Here is a 21961-nt window from a genome sequence, read left to right on the forward strand (position 1 = left end):
ACGGCAGGAGTCTCCTGGCTCCCGGATCGACGCTCACCCCGGCCTTCCCGTCTTCCGACAGTGGCCGTGTGGTGGGGTTCGCTCCCCGGTCACAGTGGCGGGACCGCGCCGGATTCACACCGGCTTCCTCCGCTTGCCATCGTTCACCGCAGACCTTACGGGACGGAGGCCTGATCGAAAAACTGGCGTTAGCATCCTGCTTGTGGTCATAGGTGGCATTTCCGGACGCGTGGCTCGGGACGCCTGCCCCGGCGCGCTCCAGGTGCACGCCGCCGCGGACGGGGCCCTGGCGCGCGTCCGCGTGCCCGGCGGCGCGCTGACCGCCGGCGCGCTGCGCGAGCTGGCCGCCTGCGCGGAAGAGCTGGGCAACGGCGTCATCGAGCTCACCTCACGCGCCAACGTCCAGGTGCGCGGGCTGGCCGACCCGGCCGCGTTCGCCACGCGGACGGCCGCCGCCGGGCTGCTGCCCTCGGCAACCCACGAACGCGTGCGCAACATCGTCGCCTCACCCCTCAGCGGCCGGTCGGCCACGAGCGTCCTCGACGTCCGGCCGCTGGTGGCGGCGCTGGACGCGGGCCTGTGCGGGCGTCCCACGCTGGCCGATCTGCCCGGCCGGTTCCTGTTCGCGCTCGACGACGGCACCGGCGACGTCCTCGGGCTCGGCGCGGACGTGACGCTCGCCGCGCACCCCGTTGCTCACCCCGGCGGGGATGTGACGCTCCTGCTCGCGGGCGAGCCGGTCGGCTCGGTGACCGCCGGCGACGCCGTCGCCGTCGCTCTCGCCGCCGCCGAGGTCTTCCAGTCGGTACGCGGGGACGCCTGGCGGGTGGCCGAGCTCCCCGACGGCCCCGCGACGATCGCCGCCCGCCTGCCCGGCCGCGCGCCCGTGGCCGTGACGGCCGCCGAACCGCGTAAGGGCGGCGTGTTCGCGCAGGTGGACGGGCGAATCGCGGTCGACGTGATCGTGCCGCTCGGCCGGCTCACCACCGCGCAGGCGGGCCTGCTCGCCGACCTGACCCCCGCCGAGGTGCGGCTGACGCCGTGGCGTACCGTCGTGCTGCCCGATCTCGCCCCCGAGGCGGCCGGGCCGGTGACCGCCGCGCTCACCGGAGCGGGTCTGGTGACCGATCCCGCCTCCCCGTACGCCCGGCTGTCGGCCTGCACCGGGCGGCCCGGCTGCGCGAAGGCCCTGGCCGACGTCCAGGCCGACGCGCTGCGCTGGGCGGAGACCGGTATGCCCGAGCTGCCTGCTGGGGCGCCGCACGGGCTCCTGCATTGGGCCGGGTGCGAGCGCCGCTGCGGGCGTCCGCGCGGGCGGGTCACCGATGTGGTCGCCACGCCCGGCGGCTACCGCGTGAGCCATTGAACGAACAGGGGTACCCGTGCCCGAGCACGACTACGTCCGCGACGGAGCGGAGATCTACCGGCGGTCGTTCGCGACCATCAGGGCCGAGGCCGACCTGACGGGCCTGCCCGCCGACGTGGCCAGGGTCGCGGTCCGCATGATCCACGCCTGCGGCATGACCGACCTGGTCGCCGACCTCGGCTACTCCCCCGCCGTGGTCGCGAAGGCGCGCGCCGCGCTGCTGGCGGGCGCGCCCGTGCTGTGCGACGCGCAGATGGTGGCCTCCGGTGTCACCAGGAAACGCCTGCCGGCCGCCAACGAGATCATCTGCACACTGAACGACCCCCGGGTGCCCGCGCTCGCCGAGCGGCTCGGCACCACGCGCAGCGCCGCCGCCCTCGACCTGTGGCTCGACCGCCTCGACGGCGCGGTCGTGGCCGTCGGCAACGCCCCGACCGCGCTGTTCCGGCTGCTCGAACTGGTCGCGCGGGGCGCGGGACGGCCCGCCGCCGTGCTGGGCGTCCCGGTCGGCTTCATCGGCGCGGCCGAGTCCAAGCGCGCCCTCGCCGCGTCCGGCCTGGAGTTTCTGGTTGTCCACGGCCGCCGGGGCGGCAGTGCCATGACGGCGGCGGCGATCAACGCCATCGCCAGCGAGCAGGAGTGACGTGACGTGACAGGTACCCTCTACGGCGTCGGCCTCGGCCCCGGCGACCCCGAACTGATGACGGTCAAGGCCGCCCGCCTGATCGGCGCGGCCGACGTGATCGCCTACCACGCCGCCCGGCACGGCCGCAGCATCGCGCGCTCGATCGCCGCCCACCACATGCGCGACGGCCAGGTGGAGGAGCTGCTCCAGTATCCCCTGACGACCGAGACGACCGACCACCCCGGCGGCTACCAGGGCGCGCTCGACGACTTCTACGCCGACTGCGCGGCCCGGCTGGCCGCCCACCTGGACGCCGGGCGCGACGTCGTCGTCCTGTGCGAGGGCGACCCGCTCTTCTACGGCTCCTACATGCACATGCACAAGCGGCTGGCGCACCGCTACCCGGCCGAGGTCGTCCCCGGCGTCACGTCGATCGCGGGCGCGTCGGCCGTGCTCGGCCGCCCGCTGGTCGAACGCGACGAGACGCTGACGGTCCTGCCCGGGACCCTGCCCGCCGACGTGCTCGCGGAGAGACTGCGCGGCGCGGATTCCGCGGCGGTGCTCAAGCTGGGCCGCACGTTCGAGAAGGTGCGCGACGCCCTCGCCGAGGCGGGCCGTCTCGACGAGGCCTGGTATGTCGAACGCGCCACCACCGACGCCCAGCGCGTCGCCCCGCTCAAGGACGTGGAGCCCGGCCAGGCGCCGTACTTCTCGCTGGCGCTGATCCCGAGCCCGGCCCAGCTCACGTTCGTGCCGGAGACCGCGGAACGCACCGGTCCCGGCGAGGTCGCGGTCGTCGGCCTCGGCCCCGCGGGACGGCCCTGGCTGACCCCGGAGGCGCAGGAGGTCCTCGCCGGGGCCACCGACCTGGTCGGATACGGCCCCTACGTGGACCGCGTCGCGCCCAACCCGCGGCAGAACCGGCACCGCACCGACAACCGGGTCGAGGCCGAACGCGCGCGTCACGCGCTCGACCTCGCCGTCGCCGGGGCGCGGGTGGCGGTCGTGTCGTCGGGCGATCCGGGGGTGTTCGCGATGGCCGCCGCGGTGCTGGAGGCCGCCGCCGACCCGCGTTACGCGGACGTCCCGGTGCGGGTGGTGCCCGGTCTGACCGCCGCGCAGGCCGTGGCGAGCCGGGCCGGCGCGCCGCTCGGCCACGACTACTGCGTGCTGTCGCTGTCGGACCAGCTCAAGCCGTGGGAGGTGGTCGCGGGCCGGATCTCCGCCGCGGCCCGCGCCGACCTGGTGCTCGCGATCTACAACCCGGCGTCGAAGACCCGCACCTGGCAGGTCGCCGCGGCCCGTGACCTGCTGCTCGAACACCGCGACCCGGCCACGCCCGTGGTCGTCGGCCGCGACGTCGGCGGCGCGCAGGAGTCGGTCGCGGTCACGACGCTCGGCGACCTCGACCCGGCCACGATCGACATGCGCTGCCTGCTGATCATCGGCTCGTCCACCACTCGCGTCGTCGAACGCGCCGGCCGGGCGACCGTTTACACGCCGCGCCGCTATCCCGCGTGATCGCGAACCCAGGTGACGGCGTCGGCGACGTCCGTCACCTGGGTGACGCCGCCGGGCGCCGGTGGCCGGTCCACCATGACGACCGGCAGCCCGAGCTCGCGCGCCGCGACCAGCTTGGCGCGGGTCAGCTCACCGCCGCTGTCCTTGGTGACCAGCACGTCGAGCCGGTGCTCGCCGATCAGGGCGCGCTCCCCCGCCACCGTGTAGGGCCCCCGATCGAGGATCACGTGGACGTTCGCGGGCACCGGCGGCTCCGGCGGGTCCACCGACCTGGCCAGGAACCACAGCCCGGTCACCGGCGCGAAGACCGGCAGGCTGCGGCGGCCCGTGGTGAGGAACACCCGGCTGCCGAGGCGGGGAAGCGCGTCCGCCGCGGCCTTCAGCGACGGCACCCGCAGCCACGCGTCCTCCGGCCCCTGCGGCCAGCCGGGACGCCGCAGCCCGAGCAGCGGCACGCCGGTCGCCGCGCACGCGCGCGCCGCCGACTCGCTCATCGTCCGCGCGAACGGATGCGTGGCGTCCACCACGGCGCCGGGGCCGTGCTCGGTGAGCCACCGGGCGAGCCCCTCCGGGCCGCCGAAGCCGCCGGATTTGACCTCGCCCACCGGCAGCCGGGGGTCGGCGACCCGACCGGCCAGCGACGACACCACCCGCAGGCCGGGCAGGGCGGCCAGCCCGGCCGCCAGCGCCCGCGCCTCCGCGGTGCCGCCGAGGATCAGGACGAGCACGCCCGATCCCGCTCGGCCGAGTAGAGGTGGCTGTCGCGGAACTTCTGCGCGGCCAGCGCCCGGCCCACCACGATGACGGCGGTCCGCTTGATCCCCGCCGCGACCACCCGGTCGGCGATGTCGTCCAGGGTGCCCCTGATGATCTCCTCGTCGTCCCGGCTCGCCCGCGCGACGACCGCCACCGGGCAGTCCGCGCCGTACGCGGGCAGCAGCTCGGCCACGACGGCGCCGATCCGCTGCACGGCGAGGTGCAGCACCATCGTGGCGCGGCTGGCCGACAGCGTCGCGAGGTCCTCGCCGGGCGGCATCTTGGTGGCGCGCGCCGACGTCCTGGTCAGGATGATGGTCTGGCTCACCTCGGGCACCGTGAGTTCCCGCCCCAGCGCCGCGGCGGCGGCGGCGAAGGCGGGCACGCCGGGGACCACCTCGTACGGCACACCGTGCGCGTCGAGCCTGCGCATCTGCTCGGCGACCGCGCTGAACAGCGAGGGATCGCCCGAGTGCAGGCGCGCCACGTCGAGCCCGGCTTCGTGCGCCGCCGTCATCTCGGCGATGATCTCGTCCAGGGTGAGGTCGGCGGTGTCGACGAGCCGCGCGCCGGGCGGGCAGTCGGCGAGCAGGTCGCGTGGCACGAGCGACCCCGCGTACAGGCAGACCGGGGCCGCCTGCAGGGCGCGCAGCCCGCGCACCGTGATGAGGTCGGCCGCGCCGGGTCCCGCACCGATGAATCGAACCGTCACTGCTCGCGCTCCTTCCGCGCCGTCCAAATGGTCACCGGCATCAGGGGACGCCACCCGGTGAAGCCGCCCACCGGGGAGGCACGCTGCACCGACACCCGCACGAGGTCCCCGCCGAGCCGGGCGCGCCACGTGGCGACAGCCGCCTCCGACTCCACGGTGACCGCGTTCGCCACCAGCCTTCCGCCGGGGGCGAGGGCGTCCCAGCAGGTCTCGACCACGCCGGCCCCCGTCACGCCGCCGCCCACGAAGACGGCCGCCGGGGCCGGCAGGCCGTGGAGCGCGTCCGGCGCGGACCCGGTGACGACGCGCAGGCGCGGCACGCCCAGCGTGTCCGCGTTGCGCCTGACGCGGTCCGCCCGCACGGGGTCGCGCTCGACGGCGACCGCCCGGCACGAGGGATGGACGCGCAGCCACTCGATGGCCACGCTTCCCGAACCCGCGCCCACGTCCCACAGCAACTCGCCCGGCAGGGGCGCCAGCTTGGCCAGGGTGACCGCGCGCACCTCCTGCTTGGTCAGCTGACCGTCCGACTCGTACGCGCCGTCCGCGAGCCCGGACGCCCATCCCGGTGGCTCGGCGTCCGGGACGTCGGCGCAGGTCACCGCCACGATGTTCAGGGCCGGCATCGGCCCGGCGCCCGTCCAGCCGGCGCCTGTCCAGTCGGCCGCCGTGCCGTCGTGGCGCGATTCGGTCGCCGCGCCGAGATCGCCGAGGACGGTGACGCGGCTCGCCCCGTAGCCCCGTTCGGTCAGCAGGGCGGCGACCCGCGCGGGCGTGTCCGCGTCGGCGCTGAGGACGAGGACGCGGCGGCCCGGCGCGAGCGCGGCGGTCAGCGCGGCGAGCGGACGCCCGACCAGGCTGACGGTCTCGACGTCCTCGGCGGGCCAGCCGAGCCGCGCGCAGGCCAGGGTGACCGACGACACGTGCGGCAGCACGCGCAGCCGCTCGGGTCCGAGCAGCCGGGCCAGCGTCGCGCCGATCCCGAAGAACATGGGATCGCCGCTCGCCAGCACCACGACCGCGCGCCGCGCGTGCGCATCGAGCAGCCCCGGCAGCCCTTCGACCAGCGGCGACGGGTACGGCACCCGCTCGGGGGCCACCGACGCGGGCAGCAGCGCGAGCTGCCTGGCCGATCCGACAACGACGTCCGCGGCGACCAGCTCGGCGCGCGCGGTGTCGGTGAGACCGGCCCAGCCGTCCGCGCCGATCCCGACGACCGGCACCGGCCTCATCGAGCGGGCTTCCTGAGCAGGTAGGTGTCCATGACCCAGCCGTGCGCCTCCCGCGCCTGCGCCCTGAGCCGCCGGATCTCGCCCGCGACCTCGCGCACCGGCCCGGCGAGGAGGATCTCGTCCTCGGTCCCGACGTACGCGCCCCAGTAGACGTCCGCGTCGGCGGCCTCCGGCAGGTCGGCGAACGCGCATCCCGCGTCGAGCATCACCACGAGGTCGTCGGCGGCCTCGACGTCGGCGGGCAGGCGGCGGCCGGTCGTGATGTGCAGCGGCCTGGCGACCCTGGTCAGGCTGACGCGGTGCCGCGCGGCCAGCGCCGACACGCTGCTGATCCCCGGGATCACCTCGTAGTCGAACGGCTCCCCGCCCCTGGCCAGGACGTCCTCGACGATGGCGATCGTGCTGTCGTAGAGGGCGGGGTCGCCCCAGACGAGGAACGCGCCGACGCCGTCCTCGGGCACCTCGTCGGCGATGAGCCGCGCGTAGACGCCGGCCCGGCGGGCCCGCCAGTCGGCCACCGCCTCCGCGTAGGCGCCGCTCGTCCGGTCACGTTCCGGGTCGCGGGCCTCCACCGTCCGGTACGGCTCCCGCGCGTGGGCCGCGATCAGCTCGCGCCGCAGCCGCACCAGGCCGTCCTTCTCCGCACCCTTGTCGAGCAGGAAGAACACGTCCGCCGACGCGATCGCCGCGGCGGCCTGGAAGGTGAGGTGGGCTGGGTCCCCGGCTCCGATGCCGATGATGAGGACGCGCTTCATAGGTCACGAGTATGGACCACGGCTTGACGTACCTATGCCGACGGTGCACGCTCTAGAGGACAAATACAGACAGAGGCGACGGTGTGCAGGAACCTGGTGCGAATCCAGGACGGTCCCGCCACTGTGACCGGGGAGTGTCCCCGCTGGTGACCACGGCCGAGACGGCTGGAAGGTCGGGCGACACGATGACCCGGGAGTCAGGACACTGACCCGTTGTCCTCCATCACCGGGGCGAGCGACCCCGTGAGGAGAAGGCACATGGCTCAGCCGGCCATTCCCGTATCCCGGCCCCTGCCGGTCACCATCCCCGTACGCGAGATTCTGCCCTGGGCGATCTTCGCCGCCGTGGTCGGGCTCATCCTGGTCTACTTCGTCGGCGCGGAGCAGGGCGCCACCCACCTCATCAGCGGGCACATCGTGCACGAGTTCGTGCACGACGGCCGCCACCTTCTCGGCTTCCCCTGCCACTGAGGCCCGCCCGATGCCCACCATGCGCGCCCTGCTGGTGCGCGGCATGCTCGTCGGCCTCGCGGCCGCGCTGCTCGCCTACGTCGTGGCCTGGTTCGCCGGCGAACCCCAGGTCGCCGCGGCCATCTCCATCGAGGAGACCCGGGCCGCCGCGACCGGGGAGGCCGCCGAGCCCGAACTCGTCAGCCGGATCGTCCAGGAGACCGCCGGCCTCCTGACCGCCCTGCTCGTCTACGGCGCCGCACTCGGCGGTTTCTTCTCCATCGCGTACGCCTTCGCGCACGGCCGCCTCGGCGCCCTCGGCGCCCGCGCGACGGCCCTCGTCGTCGCGTCCGCCGGATTCGTCGCGGTGTACGTGACCCCCGTCCTGAAGTACCCGCCCAATCCCCCGGCCGTCGGCAACCCCGACACCATCGGCCGGCGGACCGCGCTGCACTTCACGATGATCCTGATCGCCCTGCTGGCCGCCGCGGTCGCGGCGTACGCGGGCCGCGCCCTGTCACCCCGGTTGGGCGGCTGGAACGCGACCCTCGCGGGCATCGCCGTCTACGCCGTCCTCGTGGGCGTCTCGTACGCCGTGCTGCCCCGGATCAACGAGGTCTCCGGCGACTTCCCCGCCGACACCCTCTGGTGGTTCAGGGTGTCGTCGTTCGGCGTCCAGTTCGTCCTGTGGGCCGCCATCGGACTGCTGTTCGGCGGCCTCACCGAGCGTTCCCTGCGCCAGGGCGCCCGCGCCGGGGCGCGAGCGCATCCGGCCGCGACCGCCTGACTCCGCATCAGCCGAGGGCCTCCAGGAGAGAGGTGAGGGCCGGTCCGAGAGGGACGTCGAAGGTCATCAGCGCCTCGCCGTCGCCCCGGGTCGGCCCCTGGTTGATGATCGCGACGGGGATCGAGCGGGCGGCGGCGTGCCGGACGAATCGATACCCGGACATGACGGTCAGCGAGGATCCCAGGACGAGCAGCAGACCGGCCCGCTCGGTCAGCGCGTAGCACTCCTCGACCCGGGACGGCGGCACGTTCTCGCCGAAGAACACCACGTCGGGCTTGAGCACGCCGCCGCAGCCCCCGCAGTCCACCGTGCGGAACGTCTCGATCTCGTCCACGGCCAGGACCGCGTCGCCGTCGGGGTTGATCACCGCGTCGGTCACCTTCGTGCGGGCCGGCCAGCCGGAGTTGGCCGCGCGCAGCCGCCGGTCCAGCCCGTGCCGCGACGTGCGGTGGCCGCAGGTCAGGCAGCGCACCCGATGCAGACTGCCGTGCAGTTCGACGACCTTCTGCGCGCCCGCCGCCTGGTGCAGGCCGTCCACGTTCTGCGTGATGATCCCGGCGACCAGGCCACGGCGCTCCAGCTCGGCGACCGCGTGGTGCCCGGAGTTGGGCGAGGCGTCCACGATGTGACGCCACCCCAGATGGCTGCGCGCCCAGTAGCGCCTGCGAGCGGCGTCGCTGCTCACGAACGTCTGGTAGGTCATCGGCTCGGCCCTGCGCCTGCGGCCGGTCTCCCCCCGGTAGTCCGGGATCCCGGACTCGGTCGACAGGCCGGCCCCGCTGAGGACCACCACCTCTCCGTCGGCCACGAGATCGGCCAGCATCCCCCACCGCTCGGCAATCCCCGCATCACGCACCACAGTCACTCATCCATGGTGCCCGAAGCATCACACATGTCAGCCCCGCCCCTCCCCCAGCCGGACGTCGAAGATGATCTCGACCTCGTCACGCAGCTTGAGCGCCCCGAAGAACGCGGAGTAGGGGCGGATGCCCCACCCGGACTGCGTGACGATCGCCCGTCCCCGGGCCCGCCCTTCCGCCAGCGCACCGTCCACCACGGCCGGCCGCGTGACGCCCACGATCGTCAGTTCGCCCTCGACGCGGAACGCCTCGGGATCGCCCTCGACCCGGGTCGACCGGAACGTGACCAGAGGGTGCTGATCCGCCTTGAGGACCTTGTCACGCATGTTCTTCTCGATCTCGACGCGGTCGGAGTCGGTGAGCGGCTTGACTCCGCCCGTGCCCTCCCGGACCCGCATCGAGGCCGCCTCGGCCTCCACCGTCACCCGGCAGGCCGCCGGGTCGTCCGGCTCCACCACCGCCTCGCCCCGCCACCGGGTGACCTCGATGGTCAGATCGTGCCCGGCCTTGGCGCCCAGCCCCGCGCGGCCGGTGAGGACCAGGAGCCGGCCGGACCTCGGCCCCAGCGCGTACGTGCCCGCCTCGACGTCCATTTCGTGGGCATTCCCGCGGAACGGGCCGGAGATGTCGGCGCGGGATGACATCGTGGTGATCCAATCACCCGAAGGAGACGGATCATGAGTGAGCCCGAGACGTTCACCGTGCGGCCCGTCGGCGTCGTACGGTCCGTGCTGACCGATCTCGCCGAGGCGCCGCGGCAGGGGCGCGAGGGGGCGCCGGACGCCTGGCTGGAGGTCGACCCGGCCTTCTCGCAGGCCCTCGACGGAGTGACGGCGGGCGACGATGTGCTCGTCCTCACCTGGTTTCACCAGGCCGATCGCGAAACCCTGCGGGTCCACCCGCGCGGGGAGACGAGCAACCCGTTGACCGGCGTGTTCGCCACACGCTCCCCGGACCGCCCCAACCCGATCGGCCTGCACCGGGCCACGGTCCTGGAGGCCGACCCGGCCCGGGGCCTGCGCGTGCACCCGCTGGAGGCGATCGACGGCACCCCCGTCATCGACGTCAAGCCCGTGCTGGACGCGACCGAGCGCTGACGACCGTCCGAGCTCCTTTACGCTGTAGATCAGGAGATCGACCCTTCCCGTCGCCCGGCGAAGCCGATGAATGCGAGCGGCGTTTGCGAAATGGCGGGCATGCGGAATTCGACGACACGGGATTTCGCGCCGATGCGACCCCATGACCGGCCGCCGTCCGGCTCCGCCCGCTCGGCCCGGCACGCGAGCAATTACCGGTAATCGATCGGAAACTTTCGGACTCGAACTGCAATTTCGGGCCGAATTTTAGGTCCGCCGCTAACAGCCGTCAAGAGCGTCCGCACAGCCGCCGGCTCCGCGCGCCCCGCGAGGGGTCTCCCTGACGACAGGGCGTTTGCCCAGGCAGAGCCGCCTCTACTCGGGCTCCCACCGGGCCTGGGCCGGTCGATTCGAGGGGCGCCCCCGTGAAGGCGTCCGTCGCCGGGCCGCCGCGGCGCGGCACGCGGCCCTGCGGCCGGCGGGCGGGTTCCCACCCCTCGGACCGGAGGAGCGGCCTGAAATTTTCGCCAATCCGGCCCGACGTATTGAGCCGGACTACCCGGCGTGCTATCACTATGGGTGTTCACCTCAAGTGCGATTCACGCAATTCCTCCCCCAATCATCAGTCGCAATTGTTAACGCTATCAATGATTGGCCGCACCGAGAGAGACTCGCACGCGAAGCCCTGTCGCGAGCCGCCGGCCCTGCCGCAAGGTCCCGAGATGCCGGTTCGGGCACCGAAAGCTCCCCCTGACAACCGAACCCCGGAGTAGCCATGCGTAGACATCTGATCGTGGCCTCACTACTCGTCGTTCCGCTGATTTGGCAGGCGCAGCCGGCGGCCGCGTCGGCGGTCGCCATCGACATCGACAACAGCGCCAAGTACCAGAAGATCGACGGGTTCGGCGTCTCCACCGCGTTCCGCCGCAATGAGCTGATCAAGGCTCTGCCGGAGGACAAACAGCGGGAGATCCTCGACCTCTGGTTCAGCCGCGAGAAGGGTGCCGGGTTCAGCCTCCTGCGGCTCGGCATCGGATCGAGGCCGGCCGGCGTTCCGTACGACCAGATGGTCTCGATCCAGCCGGAGGACCCGGGCGGCCCGGCCGCGCCGCCCAAGTACGTCTGGGACGGCGACGACAACAGCCAGGTCTGGATGGCGAAGGCGGCCCGGAGATACGGGGTCGAGCGCTTCTTCGCCGACGCCTGGAGCGCCCCCGGCTACATGAAGGACAACGGCGACGCGAGGAACGGCGGCACGCTGCTGCCCGAGTGGCAGCAGGCCTACGCGAACTACCTCGTGCAGTACGCGAAGTTCTACGCGCAGGAAGGGATCAAGATCACCGACTTGGGCTTCACGAACGAGCCCGACTGGACGGCCCCCTACGAGTCCATGCGCTTCACTCCTGAGCAGGCCGCCCAGTTCGTCAAGGTGCTCGGCCCGGTGGCCTCGGCCGCGCACGTGAACCTGGTGTGCTGCGACTCGTTCGGCTGGGACCAGGCCAAGGCGTACACGGAGGCGATCGAAGCCGACCCTGAGGCCAGGCGGTGGGTGAAGGTCCACAGCGGGCACTCCTACGCCAGCCCCCCGACCTCCCCGCTGCCGACGGACCGGAACACCTGGATGTCGGAGTGGGGCCCCGGCGGCAGCACCTGGGACGAGAACTGGGACGACGGCAGCGGCCAGGACGGCATGACGGTCGCGCAGGCCGTCAACGACGCGCTCACACTCGGCAACGCCTCCGCCTACATCTACTGGCTGGCGGTCTCAAGCGGCGCCACCAGGGCGTTCATCAGCGTCGACACCACGAACAAGACCTACCGGGTGTCCAAGCGGCTGTGGGCGATGGCCGCCTACAGCCGGTTCATCAGGCCTGGCGCGGTACGGCTCGGGGCGACGGCCTCGGACCCCGCGCTGAAGGTCTCCGCGTTCCGCAACGCCGACGGCTCCCGCGTGATCGAGATCCTCAACACGGGCACGAGCCCCGTCACCTGGGACAAGATCAAGGGACACGGCCGGGCGAGGGCGTACGTGACCGACGAGAACAACGCGGTGGCCCCCATCGCCCTGCACGGCAAGAGCGTGACGGTCGCGCCGCGCGCCCTGACCACCGTCGTCCTGGGCTGACTCGTCAGGCACCGCTGAACCAGGGCCGCACCCGCGCTCCGGCGCCGGTGCGGCCCTCGGCCGGTCCGGCGCCGTCAGTGCTCGCCGTCGCGGGGCCGTACGACCGCGACGGGGCAGTGCGCGCGGTGCAGCACGGCGTGACCGACCGAGCCGATCAGCGCGCCGCGCACGCCGCCCAGCCCCCGCGACCCGACGACCACGAGGTCGGCGACGAGCGAGGCGTCGGCCAGCGCCGGGACCGGGTGGCCGCAGACCGCCGACTCGACGAGCGGGACGTCCGGGTGCTTGTCGCGCCACGGCGCGAGCCGCAGCCGCGCCGCCCGGCGCTCGTTGTCGAACACCTCCTGGAGTGCCGTCCCGTAGCCGACCGCGAAGGGCGAGAACGTCGGCATCTCCCAGGCGTAGACCGCGTGCACCCGCCCGTGCCGCGCCCGGGCCTCCTCGAAGGCGAACTGCAGAGCCGCCTCCGAATGAGGTGATCCGTCGAAGCCGACGACGACCTCGTGGTAGTCGTCCCGGTGCGGTTTGCGCACCACCACGACAGGGACCTGCGCGTGACCGGCCAGGCCGAGGCCGACGGAGCCCAGGAGCAGGCCGGAGAAGCCGCCCATCCCCCGGCTGCCGACCACGAGGGCGTCGGCATCGGCCGACCGGGCGCGCAGGGTCTCGACGACCGTCCCCTCGACGAGCTCCGTGGTCGTCTCCAGGCCGGGGGCGATCTCGCGGGCGCGGGCGGCCGCCGCCGCGAGCACGCCCTCGCAGAACTCGCTGTAGGACTGGGCGAAGCCTTCGACGGCATGGAACGGGTATTCGTGCGCCCACGCCTCTCGCACATGGACGATCCTCAGGGCGGCCCCCCGGCGCCGCGCGTCGTCCGCCGCCCACTCCAGCGCCGCCGTCGCCGGCTTCGATCCGTCGACGGCGGCCACGATCTGTCCGGCCATGTGTTTCTCCTCCTGTGCTCGGCGGGCACGGGAACGCGCGGGGGTCGGCGCTCCCGGCCACCATCGCACCGTGTCCGCCGCCCACGCCGCAGCAGACGAAAGTCCTCAAGCACAGGGACTTCCGCCCGCCCCGGCGTGCCCTGACCCCGCTCAGGCCCTCGACAGCCTGATCACGTTCCAGGAGACCGGCGGCAGCACGATCCGGAGCCGATCGCTCCGGTGGCTCGTGTTGGGCCGAGGCGCCACCCGGTCGGGGTCGTCGGCGGAGTTACGGGCGTACACGTCCTCATGGGTGAGCGTCGTCGCCTCGACGATCCGCACCGCGCCTCCACCCGCGCCCAGCGGCCCCGCGTCGAGCTCCAGCTCCAGCGGCTCGGCCGTCGACCTGTTCACCACGAACAGCGTGGTGTCCGCCCCGTCCTGGGTGGCGACCGCGTGGAGCACGGGCACCTCGCCGAACTCGGCCGTCTCGTACGTCGGGCAGACGGGCTCGACCCGTACGACGTCGCCCCTGGCGTGCTGTGTCGCCTGCGCGAACGGGTGGAAGGTCGTCTGCCGCCAGGCCCGGCCGCCCGGCTCGGTCATGATGGGCGCGATCACGTTCACGAGCTGGGCCATGCAGGCCGCCGCGACCCGGTCGCTGTGCCGCAGCAGCGTGATGAGCAGGCTGCCGAAGGCCACGGCGTCGGCGAGGTGGTAGTGGTCCTCCAGGAGCGGCGGCGCGACCGGCCAGTCCTGCCGGGGCGCCGCCGCCTGGACGCGGCTCAGGTACCAGACGTTCCACTCGTCGAAGGACAGGGAGATCTTCTTCCGGGAGCCGAGCCTGGCCCCCACCTGGTCGGCCGTGGAGACGACCGTCGAGATGAAGTGCTCCATGTCGGTGGCGCAGGCCAGGAAACCGCCGAGGTCGCCGTCCTTCTCCTCGTAGTAGGCGTGGCAGGAGATGTGGTCGACCAGGTCGTAGGTCTCCTCCAGGACGGTCGCCTCCCAGGTGCCGAAGGTCGGCATGGAGGAGCCGGAGCTGCCGCAGGCCACCAGCTCGAGACCGGGGTCGACCATGCGCATGGCCCGGGCGGTCTCGGCGGCGAGTCTGCCGTACTCGTGGGCGGTCTTGTGCCCGATCTGCCAGGGGCCGTCCATCTCGTTGCCCAGGCACCACATGCGGATGTCGTGCGGCTCCTTGGCGCCGTTGGCGATCCGCAGGTCCGACAGCGCGGTGCCGGACGGGATGTTGCAGTATTCGAGCAGATCCACGGCCTCCTGCACGCCGCGTGTACCGAGGTTGACCGCCATCATCGGTTCAAGGCCGGCTATCCGGGTCCACCGGACGAACTCGTCGATCCCGATCTCGTTGGTCTCAGTGGTGTGCCAGGCGAGGTCGAGCCGCCGGGGGCGCCGATCACGCGGGCCGACGCCGTCCTCCCAGCGGTAGCCGGAGACGAAGTTGCCGCCGGGGTAGCGCACGGTGGTCACGCCGAGCTCGCGGGTGAGCGCGAGCACGTCGCCCCGGAACCCCTCCTCGTCCGCCGTGGGGTGGCCCGGCTCGTAGATTCCGGTGTAGACGCAGCGGCCGAGGTGCTCGACGAACGTGCCGAACGTGCGGCGCCGTACGGGGGCCACCCGGTGGGCGGGATCGATGGTCAGCTGTGCCTGGAGCACGAAGATCTCCTTCAACGGGCAGGGGTCTCGCGTGCCGATTGTTAGCGTTCGCATTGTCTCTGGTCAAGGTTTCGTTCTGGAAGACTCGACCGCTGACCCACCGCACTGTTATCGCTAACAGACCGCACATCCGCATCGCAGGCATGTGCGCCGGCGAATGCCCGGCATCCCTCCGGGCATGCTCTCAGTCAAGGAAACTCTCGGGGCGGGAGCGTGCATCGTGAACGGCGGCGTGACAGACGGCCGGGCGGGCCGTGCCAGGTGGGCGTCCGCCGTGCTGGCCGCGCTCGGCCTGCTGGCGGGCGCGTGCGGAGCCAGCCAGGGAGCCAGCCAGGGAGTCAGCCAGGGCACCGGCCGGCAGAGCGGCGCGGCGACCGTCCAGCGGAGCAGCCCGGTGGCCACCGCCCCCACTCCCTCCACCACCACCCCCACCACCTCCTCTGCGGGTTCCCTCGTGGCGGGCCGCTACCAGCCGCTGTGGCCGTTCGCCGACGAGAAACAGGCGCGGGACTGGCAGGAGAGCTACCGCTCGGGCGGCCATCAGCCCTGGCATCTGGACGCGGAACGGACCGCGCTGTCCTTCACCCAGGGATTTCTGGGCTTCACCGGCGTCGACCAGGTGGTCAAGCGCACGGTGACCGGCGGGGACGCCCGCGTCTCCGTCGGCATCCGCGGCGAGGGCGGCGGACGGCCCGGCATCGCCGCCGTCATCCACCTGGTCAGGTTCGGCGCCGGGCCGGACGCGCCGTGGGAGGTGGTGGGCACCGACGACACCACCTTCTCCCTCACCACTCCCGGCTACGGCGCCGTCGTGTCCTCACCCGTCACGGTGGGCGGCAGGATCACCGGGGTGGACGAGAGCATCCGGGTGGACGTGCGCGCGACCGGGAGCGCCCGCCCCCTCGGCGAACGCTGCTGCGTCGCGGCCGGAGGAGACGGCGTCCCCTGGTCCGCCACCGTGACCTTCCGCGCGGTCCCGGGCCGGACGCTCACCCTCGTCGCCAGCACCGGCGGCCACGTGGCGAAGGTCGAGCGCTTCGCCGTCACCGGCGTCCGGGTGGCCCGATAAGCCGCTCGCTTCGCGTGGACGCCCTACTTCGCGTGGACGACGACGCTGCCGCGGGCCGCGTCACCGGCTCCGTTCTGGTAGACCACGTCGCCGGTCCTCTCGTCCCAGATCCGGACGGCGAAGCGGTCCACGCCGTCCCCGTCGCGGGTGTCGCCGTCCCGGGCGACGACCTCGAAGCCGAACCGCCCGGCGCCGCCGATCGTCCCGATGCCGCGGTAGCGGACCTCCCCGCCAGAGACCACGAGCCAGTCGTACGCCGTGGACGTGAATTCCATGGGCCCGGACTGGAACGAGAAGGTGGTGCTCCCTGTCGGAGTGGCGTGGTCCTTCCCCGCCGCGTTCTTCGCGTACCTGGCCGTGAACTCGAAGGTGGCCATGCCGGTCAGCGCGGGATTGGCGCGGTAGGCGCGGGGAGGCGAGTCGATCCAGCCGCCGCCGGTGACGAAGCCGGCGTCCCGGTCGTACACGACCACCGGACGGCCGGTCGCCGTGGCGGTCGCGCCGTCGTCGTCGGCGACGGCGACCGCGGGCTCGTGGACGCCCGGTTTCGCATAGGTGTGCCGGGCCGTGCACGTCCCGCCGGCGACCGCGCCGGGCCGGGTGGTCCCGTCCTTCCAGTCCACCGTGCAGGTGAGCTCGTCGTTCGCGCCCCGGTCGGCGACCGGGACCGAAAGGGTCACCCGCGTGCCCGCCTCGACCGGGCCGGTGGGGGTGACGACGTCCCCGGGCTCGGGAACGGCGTTGGCGATGGTCACCCTCGCGCTGTCGCGGCTGCGGCCGGAGGTCAGCGTGACGGTGTAGGCCCCGTCGTCGCTGCAGGTGAAGGCGGTCTCGGCGGCGCCGGGATCCGCGAAGGAGCAGGTGGCGCCGGAGTCGACGCCCTCGCCAGGCTCGTAGCTCCACTTGGCCGCGCCACTCGCCGACCCGGCCAGCCGGATCGGGGTCCCCTCGCTGCCCTTGACGGCCGGTCCGGCGTTCGCGACCGACACCGGGGCGACGCTCTCCAGCGTCGGCACGACCTTCTTGATCAGGCCGTTCTCGTCGAACTCCATCCGGTCGACGGTGGTCTCCCGGTGGGTGCCGTCGCCGCCGGGGATGGCGAAGCGGTGATAGGCGATGTACCAGTCGTCGGTCCCGGGCACCCGTACGACCGAGTTGTGACCGGTGCCCTTGATCCCGAGGGACGGGTCCTTCTGCAGGATCACGCCCCGCTTGGTCCACGGGCCGAGCGGCGAGGCGCCGGTGGCGTACGCGACCTGGTAGTTCTCGTCGCGCGTGTCGTTCTCCGACCACGTGAAGTAGTAGATCCCGCCGCGCTTGAAGACGAACGAGCCCTCGTTGTAACCGCTCGGCTTGTACGTCTTCACCTTGGCGGGGTCGAACGACACCATGTCGTCGTTCAGCGGCACCTGGTAGGAGCCGCCGTTGCCCCAGTAGAGGTACGCCTGGCCGTCGTCGTCGACGAACACATCCGAGTCGATCATCTGGCCGCCGTAGGTCCCGGCCGCCACCAGCGGCTTGCCCAGGGCGTCCCGGAACGGCCCGGCCGGCGAGTCGGACACGGCGACGCCGAGGTGCTTGCCGGTGTTGCCGGTGGCCATGCCGCCGCTGAAGTAGAAGTAGTACGTGCCGTTCCGCTCGGCGATCGTCGGCGCCCAGGCGCTGTTGTCGGCCCAGGTCACGTCGGGCCCGAGGTCGAGGACGACGCCGTGGTCGGTCCAGTGGACCAGGTCCTTGGACGAGAACGCGTGGAACTGCGTGCCGCTCCAGCCGGCGAAGCCGTCGGTGGTCGGATACATGTAGAACGTGTCGCCGAACACGGCGATGTTCGGGTCGGCGTACAGGCCGGGGATCACCGGACTCCGCATCACCCGCGCCTCGGCCGTCCACGTCCGCCGGGCGCCGTCGGAGCCGGTGACGGTGTAGGTGACCGGCTCCGACAGGTCGCGCACGGTGCCCGACGCCGGGCTGATGCCCGCCCCCGGGACCAGGGTGAACGCGGGCGCGAGCCGGGTGAGGTCGGTGCCCTCCTTCACCGGCAGCACGATCCTGCCGTTCGCTCCGTCCACGATCGCCGGGACCTTGAGCTCGGGCAGCGTGGCGCCGGCGACGGCCGCCGTGTTGCCGGAGACCTGGAGCACCTCGGTCGCCGACAGCGCGTGGTCGTAGATCCGGAAGTCGTCCACCTCACCGGCGAAGTAGGGGTCGGCCGCGTAGAGCGACTTCCCGATGTAGCCGGTGTAGTCCTTGGTCGCGTCGTACAGGTCGGAGGGCTCGACCGGCACGTCGGTCGCGCGCGCCACCTCGATGCCGTCGAGGTACATGACGGCGGTCCCGCTGCCGCCGTCGACGGTCACCGCGACGTGCTTCCAGGCGCCGCCCGGCAGGGCCGCGCCGCCGGACAGCTTCGACTCGGCCTGCCAGCCACCCGTCGTGATCGCCGAGTAGAGGATCTTGCCGCCGTTGTACGGCGAGGCGAACAGGTATCGGGTGCTGTCCGGGCCGAGGCCGTACAGCCACTGGTTCACCGTCGTGGAGGCGTTCCACTTCACGTACGTGGCGACGGTGACACCGCCGCGGCCCTTCAGCACGCCGTTCGGGATCTTCACGTACGGCGCGGTGGTGGACGAGGACGGCCCTCCGGCCATGGCGAACGAGCCGCCCTCGACGCCCTGGCCGAAGGCGGGCGTCCGCTCGTAGCTGCCGTCGTTGCCGTGGCCCGAGGCGTCGTGGACGACGGTGCCGCCCGTCTCGTCGAACGTGTACCGCAGCAGCAGGCCGGACGGATCCGCCGCTTCGGCCGCGTGCGCCGGGGGCGTGAGCCCGCCCGCCGCCAGGAACAGCGCGGCGACCGCCGCGATGGCTCTGCGGGCGAGGCGAGGGAGACGGCCTGGGGGGCGGCGTGGGGGGCTGGTGCGGCTGTGCATCGTCTCTCCCGGCCGGCGGCGCGGGACCACCGGTCTTGTTAGCGTTAACACCAGGAAACCTGGGCCACCCCCGGCGGGCCGGGGGCGGGTTGAGTCGGTTTCGTGAGTGTCAACCGCGGGACGTCTGATCGTCAAGACCCCCGCGCGGGCCGGATGTCAGTGGCCCCGGCGGATCCACTCGTCGAGGTGCGGCAGCTCCGCGCCGATCGTCGTGCTGTCGCCGTGGCCGGTGTGGACGACGGTCTCGGGCGGCAGGACCAGCAGGCGGTCGCGGATCGAGTCGACGATCAGGCCGAAGTCGGAGAACGAGCGCCCGGTCGCACCGGGACCGCCCTGGAACAGGGTGTCGCCGGTGAAGACGACGCCCAGATCCGGCGCGTGGAAGCAGCAGGCGCCGGGGGCGTGCCCGGGAGTGTGGAGCACTTCCAGGCGGGTTCCGCCGACCTCGATGACCTGGCCGTCCGAAAGCGTGCCGCCGGGCTCGCGATCGGGGTGGGTGAGCCGCCAGACCGGCAGGTCGGCCGGGTGCAGCAGAACGGGCGCCCCGGTCGCCTCCGACAGCTCCGGCGCGACCCGCACATGGTCGTCGTGGGCGTGGGTGGCGAGGATGGCGAGGACGCGCCGGCCCGCGATCACGTCCGTGATCGCCTTGACGTCGTGGGGCGCGTCGAACACCACGCATTCGGCGTCGTCGCCGAGCACCCAGACGTTGTTGTCGACGTCGAAGGTCTGGCCGTCCAGGCTGAAGGTGCCCGACGTGACGGCATGGTCGATACGGGCACTCACTTGAAGATCACCACCGTGCGGAACATGACCTTATTCTGCACGTGGTCCGCGGGAAATCGCGACCGGGGGTCACGGCCCCTGCCGTTGGTCCTCGGCGGTCCGGGAGGGCTTGGGCGGCAGCACCGGCTCAAGGCGGAACATCCCGGCCGGCACCTCCTCGTGCGCAGACGCGGCCCCCCGCCTGCCCGCGACCGCCACGAGCACGTCGGTCACGGTGACGAGACCCTGCAGGGTGCCGGAGGCCCCGATGACCGGGACGACGTCCACCCCCGACTCCAGCATGACGGCCGCGACCGCGGGAAGCGACGCGTCGGGCGGCACATGCGGGCATCTGCGCCCGGTCAGCAGCTGGCGCACCTGGCTGCTGGACTGCTCCGCCGGCCCGCCCGACCAGTGGGCCGCGATGTCCTCGCGCGTGAGCACGCCGATGATGCGGGAACCGGAATCCACCACGGGCAGGTGATGCATCGATCCGCGGCGCATGAGTTCCCACGCCATGAGCGGCGACTCGTCCGGCTTCACGGTCACGAGCACTCTGCTCATCACGTCGGCGGCGGTCATGGCTTCTACGGTCATCGTTCCTCCCCGCGGGCGCCACGCCGACGCACACGGGCGGTGCGCCCTGGGCCGAGCACGTGCACCCACCTCCATCCGACCACCCGGGCGCGGGCGCCGCACGGGCCCAAAGGCCCCACCGCCGGGGACCTCCGGCACCTGCCCGTCCGGCCCGGGCGGCGGTGGAATAACGGTGGAATGAGCCTGCGAGACCACGAGGGCGACGGACGGGGGAGGTGGACCATGCTGGCCGGTGAAGTCATGCGCAGCCCGGCGATCACCCTGCGCCGCGACGACTCCGTGCGGCGGGCGATCCGGGTGCTGTACGACCACGACATCACGGCCGCCCCCGTGCTCGGGGAGCACGGCGAACTGGTCGGGATGGTCAGCGAAATAGACCTGCTGTGCGGCGCGTTCACGCCGGGCGTCTCGGCGCCCCGCGCCGTGGGAGACGTCATGTCGCGCCAGGTGAGCTCGGTCGAGGACACCACCGACGCGCGGGTGCTGACCGACCTCATGATCACGAAGAGGGTCAAGAGCGTGCCGGTGCTGCGTGACGAGCGGGTCGTCGGGATCGTCAGCCGCCGCGACCTCATGGCGCTGCTGGCCAGGTCGGACGACGAGCTGCGCGAAGCCGTCCTGGCCGCCCTGCGCGAGCGCTACCCCTCCGAGGCGTCCTGGGAGGTCCTCGTGCGCGACGGCGAGATCGACCTGCGGGGTCCCGAGGGCCAGGGCCCCGGGCACGTGGCCGACCTACTGGAGCGGACGGTCCCGGGAGTGCGGCCGGCCCGCCTCCTCGGGTGACTCACCGCCCCCTGCCGCCTCCCCTCGCGACCGCGCCCCCCTCACCACGGCCACCGGGCAGTGCGCGTGGGCGAGCACGGCGCGGCTCACCGAGCCGAGCACGGCCGCGGTGAAGGCGTTGCGCCCGTGCGAGCCGACGACGAGCATGACGGCCCGGGACGAAGCCTCGATGAGCGCGGCGACCGGATGGCCGCGCACCATGTCCAGCTCGGTCTTGACCTCGGTGTTCCCGCCCTGCCACGGCTGCAGCTCGGTGCGCGCGTAGTCCTCCGCGGCCCGCCGCATGTCGTCCGGGTCCCCGGCGATCACGGGTGCGTACGGCACCGGCGGCTCCCAGGCGCAGACGATCCGCACCCGGTGGCCGCGCAGCCGCGCCTCCTCGAACGCGTACGCCAGGGCGGGCCCGGACGCCTCCGAGCAGTCGAACCCCACCGCGATCTCGGCCACCGCCTCCGGGGGCGCCGGCCGTACGACGACGACCGGCACGGCCACGTGCCCGGCGACGTGGTTGCCCACCGATCCGAGCAGCATGCCGGGGAAGCCGCCCGCACCGTGGCTGCCGAGCACCACCTCGGCGGCGCGGGCGGCCTGGTCGCGCAGGACCCGGCCGGGACGCCCCTCGGCCGGCTCCGTCGTCACGTCGAGGCCGGGCCGCCGGTCCCGGGCGATCCGCTCGGCATGGTCGAGGATCTGCCGGACCGAGGGCGCCAGCCTGTCGTAGCTGTCGGGGATGGGATAGCGCGGGACGTCGTAGGGCAGGCGCTCGACGGCGTGGACCACCCGCAGGGGCAGGCCCCGCAGGCCGGCGTGGTCGGCCGCCCACTCCACCGCCCGGGTCGCCCCCGTAGACCCGTCGGTGCCGACGACGACCGGATCGACGACCGGATCGACGACCGGATCGGCGCCCGGGTCACTGAACGGCTCGGTCATGGCGCGATGCCTCCTCCCGACG

The 21961-nt window shown here is 73.0% G+C and carries 21 protein-coding genes and 2 riboswitches; of the genes, 9 read left to right on the forward strand and 12 right to left on the reverse strand.

Translation table 11 applies throughout. The features are described from left to right. Positions 1-7: 7 nt before the first annotated feature. Positions 8-130, reverse strand: a riboswitch (cobalamin riboswitch). A gap of 99 nt (positions 131-229) precedes the next feature. From cobG to ACGFIB_RS19795, 3 genes are read left to right on the forward strand one after another with little or no spacing between them, the layout of a single operon-like run. Beyond that, positions 230-1366 carry a precorrin-3B synthase gene (gene cobG / locus ACGFIB_RS19785; protein WP_357260111.1) on the forward strand — a complete coding sequence of 379 codons (1137 nt, stop codon included), beginning with the start codon at positions 230-232 and terminating at the stop codon, positions 1364-1366. Between the two features lie 16 nt (positions 1367-1382). After that, entirely contained in the window at positions 1383-2009 is a 627-nt protein-coding gene (locus ACGFIB_RS19790; RefSeq protein WP_357243362.1) for a precorrin-8X methylmutase, read from the forward strand. A gap of 6 nt (positions 2010-2015) precedes the next feature. After that, on the forward strand, positions 2016-3512 hold the full coding sequence (locus tag ACGFIB_RS19795; RefSeq protein WP_357243365.1) for a precorrin-2 C(20)-methyltransferase: 1497 nt from the start codon (positions 2016-2018) through the stop codon (positions 3510-3512). Here the strand turns inward: ACGFIB_RS19795 and ACGFIB_RS19800 are convergent. Genes ACGFIB_RS19800 through cobF form a run of 4 tightly spaced genes read right to left on the reverse strand, consistent with a single transcriptional unit; the run spans position 3500 to position 6967 of the window. Further along, a complete protein-coding gene (locus tag ACGFIB_RS19800; protein ID WP_393373734.1) occupies positions 3500-4240 on the reverse strand; it encodes a cobalt-precorrin-6A reductase in 741 nt (246 codons plus the stop codon). The two genes, ACGFIB_RS19795 and ACGFIB_RS19800, sit on opposite strands and share 13 nt — an antisense overlap. Continuing rightward, positions 4228-4980: a precorrin-4 C(11)-methyltransferase gene (cobM, locus tag ACGFIB_RS19805; protein WP_142570826.1), complete on the reverse strand. Its 753-nt coding sequence runs from the start codon at positions 4978-4980 to the stop codon at positions 4228-4230. Before cobM ends, ACGFIB_RS19800 begins: the two co-directional genes overlap by 13 nt. Continuing rightward, positions 4977-6212 carry a precorrin-6y C5,15-methyltransferase (decarboxylating) subunit CbiE gene (gene cbiE / locus ACGFIB_RS19810; RefSeq protein WP_393373737.1) on the reverse strand — a complete coding sequence of 412 codons (1236 nt, stop codon included), beginning with the start codon at positions 6210-6212 and terminating at the stop codon, positions 4977-4979. Before cbiE ends, cobM begins: the two co-directional genes overlap by 4 nt. Then, on the reverse strand, positions 6209-6967 hold the full coding sequence (gene cobF / locus ACGFIB_RS19815; protein WP_142570822.1) for a precorrin-6A synthase (deacetylating): 759 nt from the start codon (positions 6965-6967) through the stop codon (positions 6209-6211). The genes cbiE and cobF overlap by 4 nt, the downstream gene beginning before the upstream one ends. Before the next feature lie 64 nt (positions 6968-7031). Then, positions 7032-7195, forward strand: a riboswitch (cobalamin riboswitch). A gap of 30 nt (positions 7196-7225) precedes the next feature. On the opposite strand from cobF, the gene ACGFIB_RS19820 reads away from it, so the two are divergent. Next, complete coding sequence (locus ACGFIB_RS19820) at positions 7226-7438, forward strand: CbtB domain-containing protein (RefSeq protein ID WP_393373740.1); 213 nt, start codon at positions 7226-7228, stop codon at positions 7436-7438. A gap of 10 nt (positions 7439-7448) precedes the next feature. Next, positions 7449-8204, forward strand: a complete 756-nt coding sequence (locus tag ACGFIB_RS19825; protein WP_357243378.1) for a CbtA family protein — start codon at positions 7449-7451, stop codon at positions 8202-8204. A gap of 7 nt (positions 8205-8211) precedes the next feature. Here the strand turns inward: ACGFIB_RS19825 and ACGFIB_RS19830 are convergent, their stop codons facing one another. Together ACGFIB_RS19830 and ACGFIB_RS19835 are read right to left on the reverse strand one after the other, a co-directional pair. Further along, the gene (locus tag ACGFIB_RS19830) at positions 8212-9027 is read right to left on the reverse strand and encodes an NAD-dependent protein deacetylase (RefSeq protein WP_393374133.1); all 816 of its coding nucleotides are present in this window, start codon (positions 9025-9027) and stop codon (positions 8212-8214) included. Positions 9028-9099: 72 nt separating this feature from the next. Continuing rightward, positions 9100-9708: a YceI family protein gene (locus ACGFIB_RS19835; RefSeq protein ID WP_223853354.1), complete on the reverse strand. Its 609-nt coding sequence runs from the start codon at positions 9706-9708 to the stop codon at positions 9100-9102. 33 nt (positions 9709-9741) lie between these two features. On the opposite strand from ACGFIB_RS19835, the gene tsaA reads away from it, so the two are divergent. Together tsaA and ACGFIB_RS19845 are read left to right on the forward strand one after the other, a co-directional pair. Next, the gene (gene tsaA / locus ACGFIB_RS19840; RefSeq protein ID WP_393373744.1) at positions 9742-10161 is read left to right on the forward strand and encodes a tRNA (N6-threonylcarbamoyladenosine(37)-N6)-methyltransferase TrmO; all 420 of its coding nucleotides are present in this window, start codon (positions 9742-9744) and stop codon (positions 10159-10161) included. 754 nt (positions 10162-10915) lie between these two features. Continuing rightward, entirely contained in the window at positions 10916-12265 is a 1350-nt protein-coding gene (locus tag ACGFIB_RS19845) for a glycoside hydrolase family 30 protein (protein ID WP_142570818.1), read from the forward strand. Between the two features lie 74 nt (positions 12266-12339). Here the strand turns inward: ACGFIB_RS19845 and ACGFIB_RS19850 are convergent, their stop codons facing one another. Further along, a complete protein-coding gene (locus ACGFIB_RS19850; protein ID WP_393373747.1) occupies positions 12340-13209 on the reverse strand; it encodes a universal stress protein in 870 nt (289 codons plus the stop codon). A 150-nt stretch (positions 13210-13359) separates the two neighbouring features. Then, the gene (gene arfA, locus ACGFIB_RS19855; RefSeq protein WP_393373750.1) at positions 13360-14868 is read right to left on the reverse strand and encodes an arabinosylfuranosidase ArfA; all 1509 of its coding nucleotides are present in this window, start codon (positions 14866-14868) and stop codon (positions 13360-13362) included. A 178-nt stretch (positions 14869-15046) separates the two neighbouring features. Between arfA and ACGFIB_RS19860 the strand changes: the two genes are divergently transcribed. Then, a complete protein-coding gene (locus tag ACGFIB_RS19860) occupies positions 15047-15937 on the forward strand; it encodes a hypothetical protein (RefSeq protein ID WP_393373753.1) in 891 nt (296 codons plus the stop codon). Positions 15938-15960: 23 nt separating this feature from the next. Here the strand turns inward: ACGFIB_RS19860 and ACGFIB_RS19865 are convergent, their stop codons facing one another. The 3 genes from ACGFIB_RS19865 to ACGFIB_RS19875 form a co-directional block, all read right to left on the reverse strand. Next, the gene (locus ACGFIB_RS19865) at positions 15961-18864 is read right to left on the reverse strand and encodes a family 43 glycosylhydrolase (protein ID WP_393373756.1); all 2904 of its coding nucleotides are present in this window, start codon (positions 18862-18864) and stop codon (positions 15961-15963) included. 156 nt (positions 18865-19020) lie between these two features. Further along, positions 19021-19650, reverse strand: a complete 630-nt coding sequence (locus tag ACGFIB_RS19870) for an MBL fold metallo-hydrolase (protein ID WP_142570810.1) — start codon at positions 19648-19650, stop codon at positions 19021-19023. A 69-nt stretch (positions 19651-19719) separates the two neighbouring features. After that, positions 19720-20226, reverse strand: coding sequence for a CBS domain-containing protein (locus ACGFIB_RS19875; RefSeq protein ID WP_142570808.1), 507 nt, complete (start codon positions 20224-20226; stop codon positions 19720-19722). A gap of 177 nt (positions 20227-20403) precedes the next feature. On the opposite strand from ACGFIB_RS19875, the gene ACGFIB_RS19880 reads away from it, so the two are divergent. Next, the gene (locus ACGFIB_RS19880; protein WP_393373759.1) at positions 20404-21009 is read left to right on the forward strand and encodes a CBS domain-containing protein; all 606 of its coding nucleotides are present in this window, start codon (positions 20404-20406) and stop codon (positions 21007-21009) included. On the opposite strand, the gene ACGFIB_RS19885 is transcribed toward ACGFIB_RS19880, so the two are convergent. After that, on the reverse strand, positions 20959-21939 hold the full coding sequence (locus tag ACGFIB_RS19885) for a universal stress protein (RefSeq protein ID WP_393373761.1): 981 nt from the start codon (positions 21937-21939) through the stop codon (positions 20959-20961). The two genes, ACGFIB_RS19880 and ACGFIB_RS19885, sit on opposite strands and share 51 nt — an antisense overlap. Between the last annotated feature and the right edge of the window lie 22 nt (positions 21940-21961).

The organism is Microbispora bryophytorum (genome assembly GCF_043197435.1).
Taxonomy (GTDB): Bacteria; Actinomycetota; Actinomycetes; order Streptosporangiales; family Streptosporangiaceae; genus Microbispora; species Microbispora bryophytorum.